The sequence below is a fragment of the Streptomyces sp. NBC_00193 genome (assembly GCF_026342735.1).
Lineage (GTDB): Bacteria > Actinomycetota > Actinomycetes > Streptomycetales > Streptomycetaceae > Streptomyces > Streptomyces stoeckheimensis.
Map to the genome: position 1 here is coordinate 3,219,798 of NZ_JAPEMM010000001.1, position 11,851 is coordinate 3,231,648.

10 protein-coding genes are annotated in these 11,851 nt (G+C 73.6%); 6 read left to right on the forward strand and 4 right to left on the reverse strand.

Going from position 1 to position 11,851, the window contains the following annotated elements:
- Positions 1–5 precede the first annotated feature (5 nt).
- The 3 genes from OG898_RS14365 to OG898_RS14375 form a co-directional block, all read right to left on the reverse strand.
- Positions 6–914, reverse strand: a complete 909-nt coding sequence (locus OG898_RS14365; RefSeq protein ID WP_250747507.1) for a hypothetical protein — start codon at positions 912–914, stop codon at positions 6–8.
- Positions 915–1,050: 136 nt separating this feature from the next.
- Positions 1,051–1,305 (reverse strand): hypothetical protein, encoded by a 255-nt coding sequence (locus tag OG898_RS14370; RefSeq protein WP_266957162.1) that lies wholly within the window; start codon positions 1,303–1,305, stop codon positions 1,051–1,053.
- Positions 1,306–1,344: 39 nt separating this feature from the next.
- Positions 1,345–2,418 (reverse strand): YafY family protein, encoded by a 1,074-nt coding sequence (locus OG898_RS14375; protein WP_266957164.1) that lies wholly within the window; start codon positions 2,416–2,418, stop codon positions 1,345–1,347.
- A 95-nt stretch (positions 2,419–2,513) separates the two neighbouring features.
- Between OG898_RS14375 and OG898_RS14380 the strand changes: the two genes are divergently transcribed.
- Complete coding sequence (locus OG898_RS14380) at positions 2,514–2,987, forward strand: hypothetical protein (protein ID WP_250747510.1); 474 nt, start codon at positions 2,514–2,516, stop codon at positions 2,985–2,987.
- A 32-nt stretch (positions 2,988–3,019) separates the two neighbouring features.
- On the opposite strand, the gene OG898_RS14385 is transcribed toward OG898_RS14380, so the two are convergent.
- On the reverse strand, positions 3,020–3,703 hold the full coding sequence (locus OG898_RS14385; RefSeq protein ID WP_266960247.1) for an HAD family hydrolase: 684 nt from the start codon (positions 3,701–3,703) through the stop codon (positions 3,020–3,022).
- Between the two features lie 373 nt (positions 3,704–4,076).
- Here OG898_RS14385 and OG898_RS14390 point away from each other — a divergent pair, with 373 nt between their 5' ends.
- Genes OG898_RS14390 through OG898_RS14410 form a run of 5 tightly spaced genes read left to right on the forward strand, consistent with a single transcriptional unit; the run spans position 4,077 to position 11,536 of the window.
- Complete coding sequence (locus OG898_RS14390) at positions 4,077–4,892, forward strand: TIGR03084 family metal-binding protein (protein ID WP_266957166.1); 816 nt, start codon at positions 4,077–4,079, stop codon at positions 4,890–4,892.
- Positions 4,889–6,808: an acyclic terpene utilization AtuA family protein gene (locus OG898_RS14395; protein WP_266957168.1), complete on the forward strand. Its 1,920-nt coding sequence runs from the start codon at positions 4,889–4,891 to the stop codon at positions 6,806–6,808. Before OG898_RS14390 ends, OG898_RS14395 begins: the two co-directional genes overlap by 4 nt.
- On the forward strand, positions 6,805–8,403 hold the full coding sequence (locus OG898_RS14400) for an acyl-CoA carboxylase subunit beta (protein ID WP_266957170.1): 1,599 nt from the start codon (positions 6,805–6,807) through the stop codon (positions 8,401–8,403). The genes OG898_RS14395 and OG898_RS14400 overlap by 4 nt, the downstream gene beginning before the upstream one ends.
- A gap of 8 nt (positions 8,404–8,411) precedes the next feature.
- Positions 8,412–10,364: a biotin carboxylase N-terminal domain-containing protein gene (locus tag OG898_RS14405; protein ID WP_266957172.1), complete on the forward strand. Its 1,953-nt coding sequence runs from the start codon at positions 8,412–8,414 to the stop codon at positions 10,362–10,364.
- Entirely contained in the window at positions 10,361–11,536 is a 1,176-nt protein-coding gene (locus tag OG898_RS14410) for an acyl-CoA dehydrogenase family protein (protein ID WP_266957174.1), read from the forward strand. The genes OG898_RS14405 and OG898_RS14410 overlap by 4 nt, the downstream gene beginning before the upstream one ends.
- Positions 11,537–11,851 lie beyond the last annotated feature (315 nt).

The following is an 11,851-nucleotide window of genomic DNA, read 5'->3' on the forward strand; positions in this document are numbered from 1 at the left end:
CTGGTTCACCAACTGATGTTTCTGAGCGACTCGCGCCAGTCGGACAGGGCCACGTCGCGGCCGATCGACCACAGCGTGTCCAGCTCCCTCTGGACCTGCCGGCCCATCGTGGTGTCACAGCCGTCGATCTCGGTCTGGGCCGAGTTGATCGCGAGCTGGCGGTGCAGGAACGAACTGACCAGAAAGTGCTCGTCGGCCTTGTGCACGGCGATGGACGGCAGGGAGTTGTACACCCGCACGCTGAGCAGCTGCCGGCCCGCCGGCCCGACCGCCCTGTGCAGTTCCGCGAGGCCGGCCAGGCACATCTCCACCCGGGCCTTCACGTCCAGCGCGAGGGCGGGGTCCCGTACGGAACGCAGTGCCTCGTCGCGCAGGCCCGCCACGGGCGAGGAGGGGTACAGGAGCATGATGCGCACCGGGACGCCGTGATCCACCAGGGCCTTCTCCAGCGCGGGCTGGAGGTTTTCCAGGTTGGGGATGAAGGTCTGCAGGATGGCCACCTCCTGGGTGGCGCCCTCCACGAACGCGTTGAACTGCACGTCGGGGAACTCCGCGTGCACCCGGATCACGCCGAGGTAGTTCTCCTGCTTGAGCTGCTGCGCGACGGTGTCGATGTCCAGCTTGGCGAGCTGCGCCTGGAAGCTGCTGTCGAGCCGGGCGACCTGTGTCCGGAGGGTCTCGTCGAGCCGGGTGACCTGGGCCTCGACCACGTCGAGCTTGCGCAGGCGGTCGATCTCCAGCAGGAGGAACACGGTGACCGTGCTCAGGATGAGCAGGGTGACCTTGGGGAGCGCGCCCCCGGGGGCGAGTGCGTCGAGCCACCCGAGGAGGTCTGCGATCAGTACCACGACGCCCGATGTGGACATCAGGGCCAGCGCGATCCGTTCCACCCGATAGCGAACGTCGACACTCATGTTGCTCCAGCCCCCGTGCCCCGTGCCTCTTGCCCGTCGTGGTCGGCGACGACGGTATACCGACTCCCTTTGTTTCAGGGTGGTTTGAGGGGTGCCGTGGGGAGAGGAGAGGCGAGTTCAGGCCACGCCGGTCCGGTCAGTTCCAGATGATGTCGCCGGCCGGGCGGGGCGTCACGTCCGCGTGCTGGACGTTCGCCTCGACGTGCGTCGTGCCGGACACCCAGTCCGCCGCCCAGGCGGAGAGCGAGAAGCCGGAGCCGGAGCCCGCGGCGGAGCCGGAGCCGGGGGAGTCCCCGTCCGGGAAGTCCTGGCCCCAGCCGCTGGCCATGGCCACGCCCAGCGCGAGGGCGCTCAGGGCGGCGGTCGCGAAGTACATCCGACGAGTCGTCATGCGCGGAGCATTCCAGGCGCCCGCACCGGAGGGAAGGGCTCAACCGTCCCTGTCCGTACGCCCCTGGCGCGCCGCGGTCCCGTAGCGCGCCGCCGTCGCGGCGGCCGCCGCTCCGATGCGCCGGCGCAGGGCCGGTGGGGCCAGTACCTCCGCCTCCGCGCCGAGCTGAAGGAACTGCGCCTCCGCGTGGTCCTGGGACTCGATCGGCAGCACCGCCCTGGTCCACCCGGGCAGTTCGGGGTCCGGGGTCCCGGTGGCGGCCAGGGCCCTGGCCTGGGCGCCGGTCAGCCGGGCGGCGGCCCGCGCGGAGACCCGTACCTCCGCCTCCTCCGGGTACAGCCGCTCGTGGAACTCCGCCTGGGTGCGCCGCCAGTGGGAGGCCAGCTCGAAGCCGTCCGGGAGCACGCACTCCTCGTCGGTCTCGCGCACCGCGAGGATCTGGTCCACCCGGTAGGTGTACGGGGGGCCGGCGGGGGCCGGTGTGCCGGGCGCGGTGGCGTTGGCGTTGGCGGGATCGGGCGCGGTGGCCGTGGCGGGATCGGCCGCCGTGGCCGCGACCAGGTACCAGCGCCCCGCCTTCAGGACCAGCCCGTACGGGGCCAGTCGCCGGTCCACCTCGTGGGGTGCCTTCCAGCGCCGGTAGCGGACCTCGACGACCCGCCCCCGCCACACCGCGTCGGCGACCCGCGCCAGGTACGGGGTCTCCTCGTGCTCCGCGTACCAGCCGGGCGCGTCCAGGTGGAACCGCAGCCGCATCCGGTCGGCCTGCGCACGCAGCTCCGCGGGCAGGGCGGCGCGCAGCTTCAGCTGGGCGGTGGACAGGGCCCGGCCGAGGCCGAGCTCGGCGGCCGGTCCGGGCATGGAGGTGAGGAAGAGGGCCTCGGCCTCGCCCGCGGCCAGGCCGGTCAGACGGGTGCGGTAGCCGTCGAGGAGCTGGTAGCCGCCGCTGTGTCCGGCGTCGCCGTACAGCGGGACGCCGGCGGCGGCCAGCGCCTCCGCGTCGCGGTAGACCGTACGGACCGACACCTCCAGCTCCCCGGCGAGCTCGGCGGCGGTCATCCGGCCCCGGGTCTGGAGCAGGAGCAGGATCGAGAGCAGTCGGCTGGACTTCACGTGCACTTCACTGACACAGGATGTCAGTGAAGTGCTCCTACGGTTCCCCCATCAGCGCAAAGAGCAGCAGAGCACCGTTGTTGGGGAGACCGCACATGAACGACTTCGACTTCTTCGCCGGCACCTGGGACGTCACCAACCGGTGGCTCGCCGACTTCCTGGACGCGGACAGCGGCTGGGAGGAGTTCCCGGCGGTGTCCCGGGCCACCCGCCACTTCGACGGCGCCGCGAGCTTCGACGAGATCGAGTTCCCGACGAAGGGGTTCGCGGGCATGACCCTGCGGCTCTACGACCCGGAGCGCGAGCAGTGGACCCTGAACTGGGCCAGCCGCCGGACCGGAACGCTCTTCCCGCCCGTCGTCGGACGCTTCGACGCGGCCTCGGGCACGGGCGTCTTCGAGGGCGAGGACACCTACGAGGGCAAGGCCGTGCTCGTGCGGTTCGTGTGGTCGGGGACGGAGACGGGCTCCCCGCGCTGGGAGCAGTTCTTCTCGGCCGACGGGGCCGAGACCTGGGTCCACAACTGGACGATGGACTTCACTCGCCGGGCGGCCGGCACCGCCGCTTGATCCCTCCCGCCCGGCTGCGCGTCAGCTGCGCGTCAGAGGAGCCCGAGCGGCTCGAGCGCCGTGCTCAGCGCGTCCGGCCGCTGCTCGACCGGCAGGTGTTCGACCAGCCGGACCGGGCACCCCAGCGCCGCGGCTCCCGTGTCCGCGACGGCGTCGTCCCCGACCATGAGCACGTCCGCGGGCGCCGCCCCGAGCGCCTCGCAGGCGATCCGGAACAGGCGGGGGTCGGGCTTCTGGACTCCGTGCTCGAAGGAGAGCACGTACGCGTCGACGAACCGGTCGACCCCGTGGGCGCGGAAGACGGGGCGCAGGTCCCAGCCGATGTTGCTGACGACGGCGACGGGGACGCCCCGTTCGTGCAGGGCGGCGAGCGTGGCCGCGGTGTCGGGGTAGGGCCGCCAGGCCGCGGGGGTCCAGTGCCGCTCGTAGAGGGCGTCGGCCAGCTCCGGGGAGGGCAGCGGCACCTCGCGGGTGAGGGCGGTGTAGGCGGCCCGGTGCTGCTCGGGGGTCAGGTCGCGCTCCCGCCACAGCGGCTCCAGCCGGGCCGGCAGCCGCCGCGGCGAGGCGCCGCCGGGCAGGGCGCCCGCCTCTTCGAGCCGGGTGGCCAGGGAGACCAGTTCGGCCTCGGGCAGGTCGATACCGGCGTCGGCCACGACCGCGCGCAGCCAGTCCTCGGTGGGCTCGACGCGGAAGAGGGTGCCGGAGAAGTCGAACATCACGCCTTTGACGGAGCCCGGGGGCACGCCTTGGCCGCTGTCCGCGGTCCTGTGCGCAGCGGAGCCGTCCACGGCCCCGTCCCTGGCGCTGTCGCTGCCCGTGTCCCGGTGGATGTCCCCGCGCAGATCCCCGCGCAGGTCGCCGCCCGTCTCGCCGCCCATGTCCCCGTCCTCACGCTCGGCCATGGCGTGGATCTTCGCCGTGGGCGTGCGCCCGGCGCAAGCCCCGGCCCGCCCGCCGGGGTCGGGGCGGCCGGTCCAATTCCCTTCCGCTCCCACCCCGTTCACGTTCCGAAAAATAAATGCAAGCACGCTTGATTGTTTTCCTGGCGGCTGCCACGCTTCCCCTCACGCCGAGAAGGGGAGCGCACCCGTGCCCGATCCGTCCGCTGTCGAGAACGCCTTCGCCGTCTTCGCCGATCTCCGCGAGGAGGGCCGGGACCTCGACTCCCTGGTCGGGGAGTTGCCTGCTCCCGACTGGGCGAAGCCCACGCCCGCACCGGGCTGGAGCCTCGCCCACCAGATCGCCCACCTGCACTGGACCGACCGGGCCTCGCTGCTCGCCCTCACCGACGCCACCGCCTTCGCGGGGCTGGTCGAGGAGGCCCTGAAGGCCCCCGACTCCTTCGTCGACGCGGGCGCCGAGGAGGGCGCCGCGCTGCCCCCGGCCGAGCTGCTCGCCCGCTGGCGCGAGGGTCGCACCGCGCTCGACGGGGCCCTGGCCGCGGCCTCGCCCGACGCCAAGTTCCCCTGGTACGGGCCGCCGATGAAGGCCGCGTCGATGGCGAGCGCCCGCCTGATGGAGACCTGGGCGCACGGCCAGGACGTAGCCGACGCGCTCGGCGTGCGCCGCGTGCCGACGGCCCGGCTGCGGCACGTGGCGCGGATCGGAGTGCGGGCGCGCGACTACGCGTACGCGGTACGGGGACTGCCCGCGCCGGTGGGGGAGTTCCGGGTGGAGCTGACGGCTCCGGGAGCCGGCGCCGAGGTGTGGACGTACGGCCCCGAGGACGCGCCGCAGCGGATCACCGGCCCGGCGCTCGACTTCTGCCTGCTCGTGACCCAGCGCGCCCACCGCGCCGACCTGGCCCTGACGGCGTCCGGCCCCGATGCCGACCGCTGGCTCGACATCGCCCAGGCCTTCGCGGGCCCGGCGGGCCCGGGCCGCACGCCGGGGGCCTCCCGGTGACCCGGCGCCCCCTGCTGATCGGGAACGCGTCGGGCTTCTACGGGGACCGCTTCGACGCCCTGCGCGAGATGCTGACGGACGGCCCCCTCGACGTGCTGACCGGGGACTACCTGGCCGAACTGACCATGCTGATCCTCGGCCGCGACCGCCTGAAGAACCCGGAACTCGGCTACGCCAAAACCTTCCTGCGCCAGCTGGAGGAGTGCCTGGGCCTCGCCCACGAGCGGGGCGTACGGCTCGTCGTGAACGCGGGCGGCCTGAACCCGGCGGGACTCGCCGGAGCGGTCCGCGTGCTGGCCGCGAAGCTGTCCGTCCCCGTCACGGTCGCGCACGTGGAGGGCGACGACCTGATGTCGTCCCCGACGCAGTCACCGACGCCGTACGGGGAGGGCGCGCTCACCGCGAACGCCTACCTCGGCGGCGCCGGGATCACGGCCTGCCTGCGGGCGGGCGCGGACGTGGTGGTGACCGGCCGGGTCACGGACGCGGCGCTGGTGAGCGGGCCCGCGGCCTGGTGGTTCGACTGGTCGCCGCAGGACCACGACCGGCTGGCGGGGGCGGTGGTGGCGGGCCACGTACTGGAGTGCGGGACGCAGGCCACTGGCGGCAACTACGCCTTCTTCACCCGCCACGACGTGTCCCGGCTGGGCTTCCCGCTGGCGGAGATCTCCTCGGACGGCTCCTCGGTCGTCACGAAGCACCCCGGCACGGGCGGAGTCGTCTCCGTCGGTACGGTCACGGCGCAACTCCTCTACGAAACCCAGGGAGTCCGCTACCTCGGCCCCGACGTGACGGCCCGCCTGGACACGGTCCGGCTGACGCAGGCCGGCCCGGACCGGGTGGCGGTCTCGGGCACCCGGGGGGAAGCCCCGCCCGCGACCCTCAAGGTGGGAGTGACCCGCATCGGGGGCTGGCGCAACGAGGTCGTCTTCGTCCTGACGGGCCTGGACGTGGACGCGAAGGCGGCGCTGGTGCGGGAGCAGCTGGCCGCCCTGCTCGCGCCGGTGGAGTCGGTCTCCTGGACGCTGTCCCGTACCGACCACGAGGACGCGCAGACGGAGGAGACCGCGAGCGCGCTGCTCCGCCTGGTCGTCCGGGACCCGTCCCCCGACCGGGTGGGCCGCGCCCTGACCTCGGCGGCCATCGAACTGGCCCTGGCCAGCTACCCGGGCTTCCACGTCACCGCCCCTCCGTCCCCGGCCCAGCCGTACGGGGTCTTCGAGGCGACCACCGTCCCCGCCGCGGAGGTCCCCCACACGGCGGTCCTCGCGGACGGCACGAGGCTGGAAAATCCAGCCCCTCCGGCGTTTGAGGAGCGGGGGTCCGGGGGCGGAGCCCCCGAGGGGTCCGGGCGGAGCCCGGTTTCGGGAAGGGGCGGGGTGGGGGAAAGCCCCGCAGGGCCCACCGCCCCCGAGCCGCAGCCGCAGGCCGCCCCCACCCGCCGGGTGCCGCTCGGCACCCTCGTCGGGGCCCGCAGCGGCGACAAGGGCGGGGACGCCAACGTCGGGGTGTGGGCCGAGACCGACCCCGCCTGGGAGTGGCTCCGCACCACCCTCACCGTCGACACCTTCAAGGCGCTGCTCCCCGAAACCGCCCCCCTGGAGGTGACCCGCCACGAACTCCCCAACCTCCGCTCCCTCAACTTCACCATCGCCCGGATCCTCGGCGACGGCGTAGCCTCCGGCCACCGCTTCGACCCCCAGGCCAAGGCCCTCGGCGAATGGCTCCGCTCCCGCCACGTGGACATCCCGGCAGCCCTGCTGGAGCCCCCCGCGGCACACCCCGCGGCCCCGGCACACCCCGCGGCCCCGGCACCGCCCGCGGCCCCGGCACCGCCCGCGGAGACGCCCGCAGCCCCGTCGCCGCCGCCCGCGGAGATCCCCGTACCCACCACCGCCCCGGAGGGGACCCCGTGACCCGCCTCAAGAGCGCCGTCGACCCGCTCGCCCCCGAGCACGCGCAGGCCCGTACCGCCGCCCTGGAACGCCTCGCCGAGCTCGATGCCGCGCACGCCGCGGCCCTCGCCGGCGGCGGCGAGAAGTACACCGCCCGCCACAAGGACCGCGGCAAGCTCCTCGCCCGCGAGCGCGTCGAGCTGCTCCTCGACCCGGACACCCCCTTCCTGGAGCTGTCCCCGCTCGCCGCCTGGGGCAGCGACTACCCGGTCGGCGCCTCGATGGTCACCGGCATCGGCACCGTCGAGGGCGTCGCATGCCTGATCACCGCCAACGACCCCACGGTCCGCGGCGGCGCCTCCAACCCCTGGACGCTCAAGAAGGCCCTGCGGGCCAACGAGATCGCCCGGCAGAACAGGCTCCCCTGCATCAGCCTCGTCGAGTCCGGCGGCGCCGATCTCCCCTCCCAGAAGGAGATCTTCATCCCGGGCGGCGCCATCTTCCGCGACCTCACCCGGCTCTCGGCCGACGGCGTGCCCACCATCGCCGTCGTGTTCGGCAATTCCACCGCCGGAGGCGCGTACATCCCCGGCATGTCCGACCACACCATCATGATCAAGGACCGCTCCAAGGTGTTCCTGGGAGGCCCGCCGCTCGTCAAGATGGCCACCGGCGAGGAGAGCGACGACGAGTCCCTCGGCGGAGCCGACATGCACGCCCGGACCTCCGGCCTCGCCGACTACTACGCCCTCGACGAGCACGACGCCATCCGCCAGGCCCGCCGCGTCGTCGCCCGCCTCAACCACCGCAAGGCCCAGCCCGATCCGGCGCGCGCCGAGGAACCCCTCCACGACCCGGAGGAACTCCTCGGGATGGTCCCCGCCGACCTCAAAACCCCCTTCGACCCCCGCGAGGTCATCGCCCGGATCGTCGACGCCTCCGACTTCGACGAGTTCAAGCCCCTGTACGGCACCAGCCTGGTCACCGGCTGGGCGAGCCTGCACGGCTACCCGGTCGGCATCCTCGCCAACGCCCAAGGGGTGCTGTTCAGCGCGGAATCGCAGAAGGCGGCCCAGTTCATCCAGCTCGCCAACCAGCGCGACATCCCGCTCCTCTTCCTCCACAACACCACCGGCTACATGGTCGGCAAGGAGTACGAGCAGGGCGGCATCATCAAGCACGGCTCGATGATGATCAACGCGGTCTCGAACTCGAAGGTCCCCCACCTCTCCGTCCTGATCGGCGCCAGTTACGGCGCCGGCCACTACGGCATGTGCGGCCGCGCCTACGAGCCCCGCTTCCTCTTCGCCTGGCCCAGCGCCAAGTCCGCCGTCATGGGCCCCGCCCAGCTCGCCGGCGTGCTCTCGATCGTCTCCCGCCAGTCCGCCGCGGCGAAGGGACAGCCCTACGACGAAGAGGCCGACGCCGGCATGCGCGCCTTCGTCGAGGCGCAGATCGAGTCCGAGTCCCTGCCCATGTTCCTGTCGGGACGGCTGTACGACGACGGGGTCATCGACCCGCGCGACACCCGAACCGTCCTCGGCCTGTGCCTGTCGGCCGTCCACAACGCCCCCGTCGAGGGCGCCCGTGGCGGCTTCGGCGTCTTCCGGATGTGAGCCCGCACATGACTCTGAACACCCCCCAGACCACGCCTCTCACCTCCCTCCTGGTCGCCAACCGCGGCGAGATCGCCGTCCGGGTCTTCCGCACCGCCCGCGAGATGGGCCTGGCCACCGTCGCCGTCCACTCCGACCCCGACGCCGACGCCCTGCACGTCCGCACGGCCGACGCGGCCGTACGGCTGCCCGGCGCGGCCCCCGCCGACACCTACCTGCGCGGAGACCTGGTCATCGCGGCCGCCCTCGCGGCGGGCGCCGACGCCGTGCACCCCGGCTACGGGTTCCTCTCCGAGAACGCCGACTTCGCCCGTGCCGTCCGCGCCGCCGGGCTCACCTGGGTCGGCCCGCCGCCCGGGGCCATGGAGGCCATGGCCTCCAAGACCCGGGCCAAGGAGCTGATGCGCGCCGCCGGAGTCCCGCTCCTGGACCCCGTCGACCCGCACGCGGCCACCGCGGCCGACCTCCCGCTGCTCCTCAAGGCCGCGGCGGGCGGCGGCGGCCGCGGGATGCGGGTGGTCCGGGACCTCGACTCCCTCAAGGAATCCCTCGAAGCCGCCTCCGCCGAGGCGCTGTCCGCGTTCGGCGACGGAGAGGTGTTCGCCGAGCCCTACGTGGAGCGCGGCCGCCACGTCGAGGTGCAGATCCTCGCCGACTCCCACGGCACCGTCTGGGCGCTCGGCACCCGCGACTGCTCCCTCCAGCGGCGCCACCAGAAGGTCATCGAGGAAGCCCCCGCGCCCGGCCTCCCCGAGGCCCTGCGCAGCGCCCTCCACGAGGCCGCCGTGGCCGCCGCCCGTGCGGTCTCGTACGAGGGCGCGGGCACGGTGGAGTTCCTCGTCACCGCCGAGGGCCGCCCGTACTTCCTGGAGATGAACACCCGCCTCCAGGTGGAACACCCCGTCACCGAAGCGGTCTTCGGGATCGACCTCGTCGCCCTGCAACTGCGGATCGCCGAGGGCGCCGCCCTGCCCCTGCAGCCGCCCACCCCCGCCGGACACGCCGTCGAGGCCCGCCTCTACGCCGAGGACCCGGCCGAGGACTGGCGTCCGCAGACCGGGACCCTGCACACCCTCACCGTCCTCTCCCCGGTCCGCGTGGACACCGGTTTCACCGACGGGGACACCGTCTCCGTCCACTACGACGCCATGCTGGCCAAGGTCGTCGCCCATGCCCCGACCCGATCCGAGGCGGTCCGCGCCCTGGCGCACGCCCTCGCCGGAGCCCGGATCCACGGACTGACCACCAACCGCGAGCTCCTCGTACGGTCCCTGCGGCACCCGGAGTTCGCGGCGGCCCGGCTCGACACCGGGTTCTACGAGCGCCACCTGCCCGCCCTCACCGATGCGGCCCCGGACGACCCGGCCCCCGCGCTCTGCGCGCTCGCCGCCGCCCTCGCCGAGGCCGCCCCCGAGCCGGACGCCCCCCTCGCCACCCGCCTCGGCGGCTGGCGCAACCTCCGCTCCCAGCCGCAGAGCCGCCGCTACACGGCTGCCGGGACCGCGTACGAGGTCCGCTACCACCCGGCCCGCAGCGGCCCCCCGGAGCTCCCCGACCACCCCGGTGTCCGGGTCCTGTCCGCCGCGCGGCACCTGGTGACCCTCGAAGTGGACGGCGTCCGGCGGCTGTTCCACGTGAAACATAAATCGAACACGGCCTACGTGGACTCCGTGCTCGGCTCCCACGCCCTGACCGCCGTCCCCCGGTTCGAGGACCCCCAGGACCGCACCGAACCGGGCTCCCTGCTCGCCCCCATGCCCGGCACCGTCGTCCGCGTCGCCGAGGGCCTCGCCCCCGGCAGCCCCGTCACCGCCGGGCAGCCCCTGCTCTGGCTGGAGGCCATGAAGATGGAACACCGCATCCTCGCGCCCGCCTCCGGCACGCTCACCGCGCTCCACGCCGTCACCGGCCAACAGGTCGAATTCGGCGCCCTGCTCGCCGTAGTCCAGGAGGAAGCATGAGCTCCACCCCCGGCACGACCCCACTGGAATCCAAGGAACACCAGGCCCTGCGCGCGGCGGTCGCCGCCCTCGGCCGCAAGTACGGGCGCGAGTACCTCGCCCGCATCGCCCGGGAGGGCGGCCACCCCGACGAACTGTGGGCGGACGCAGCCAAACTGGGCTACCTCGGGGTCAACCTCCCCGAGGAGTACGGCGGCGGGGGCGGCGGCATCGCCGAACTGTCCATCGTCCTTGAGGAACTCGGCGCCGCGGGCTGCCCGCTGCTCATGATGGTCGTCTCGCCCGCCATCTGCGGCACGGTCATCGCCCGCTTCGGCACCGAGGAGCAGAAGCGGGCCTGGCTCCCCGGCCTCGCCGACGGCACCCGCACCATGGCCTTCGGCATCACCGAACCCGACGCCGGCTCCAATTCCCACCGCATCACCACCACCGCCCGCCGCGACGGCGACGACTGGGTCCTCACCGGCCGCAAGGTCTTCATCTCCGGCGTGGACATCGCGGATGCCACCCTGATCGTGGGCCGCACGGAAGACGCCCGGACGGGCAGCCTCAAGCCCTGCCTGTTCATCGTCCCCCGCGAGGCCGAGGGCTTCGCCTACACCCCCATCGACATGGAACTCCAGGCGGCGGAGAAGCAGTTCGAGCTGGTCCTGGACGACGTACGCCTGCCCTCCTCCGCCCTGGTCGGCGACGAGGACGCGGGCCTGCTCCAGCTCTTCGCGGGCCTCAACCCCGAGCGCGTCATGACCGCCGCCTTCGCCATCGGCATGGGCCGCTACGCCCTCTCCCGGGCCGTCGACTACGCGAAGACCCGCCAGGTCTGGAAGGCCCCCATCGGCGCCCACCAGGCCATCGCCCACCCCCTGGCGGCGGCGCACATCGACCTCGAACTGGCCCGCCTGATGATGCAGAAGGCGGCCCACCTCTACGACGCCGGTGACGACATGGGGGCGGGCGAGGCCGCGAACATGGCGAAGTACGCCGCGGGGGAGGCGTGCGTCCGCGCGGTGGACCAGTCGGTCCACACCCTGGGCGGCAACGGCCTCACCCGCGAATACGGCCTGGCCGCGCTGATCGTCGCCTCGCGCGTGGCGAGGATCGCCCCGGTCAGCCGAGAGATGATCCTCAACTTCATCTCCCACCAAACCCTGGGCCTGCCCAAGTCGTACTGATTCCTTCTGGACGCGGAGCTCGCGCCGCTGCGCGGAACTCCGTCCGGCGGCGGCGGGTCGGGGCTGCCGCCCCTGCGGGGCGAGGTCCCCTACCCGCCCTTCGCCCGTTCCCCGGGGCTCCGCCCCGGACCCGTTGCCGCGTGCGGCGCCGTTGCCGGGGGCCAGCCCCCGGACCCCCGCTCCTCAAACGCCGGAGGGGCTGGAAGATCCAGCCTCGCCGGCGTTTGAGGCGCGGGGTCTGGGGCGGAGCCCCAGGGGGTCCGGGCAGCGCCCGGGGAACGGTGGAAGGGCGGGGCGGGGACTTCGCCCCGCAGG

Bases quoted from the DNA above. Each gene is read 5' to 3' on its own strand.
- OG898_RS14370 (WP_266957162.1), bottom strand. From the start codon at position 1,305: ATGACGACTCGTCGGATGTACTTCGCGACCGCCGCCCTGAGCGCCCTC.
- OG898_RS14385 (WP_266960247.1), bottom strand. From the start codon at position 3,703: ATGTTCGACTTCTCCGGCACCCTCTTCCGCGTCGAGCCCACCGAGGAC.
- OG898_RS14405 (WP_266957172.1), top strand. From the start codon at position 8,412: ATGACTCTGAACACCCCCCAGACCACGCCTCTCACCTCCCTCCTGGTC.
- OG898_RS14380 (WP_250747510.1), top strand. From the start codon at position 2,514: ATGAACGACTTCGACTTCTTCGCCGGCACCTGGGACGTCACCAACCGG.
- OG898_RS14410 (WP_266957174.1), top strand. From the start codon at position 10,361: ATGAGCTCCACCCCCGGCACGACCCCACTGGAATCCAAGGAACACCAG.
- OG898_RS14365 (WP_250747507.1), bottom strand. From the start codon at position 914: ATGAGTGTCGACGTTCGCTATCGGGTGGAACGGATCGCGCTGGCCCTG.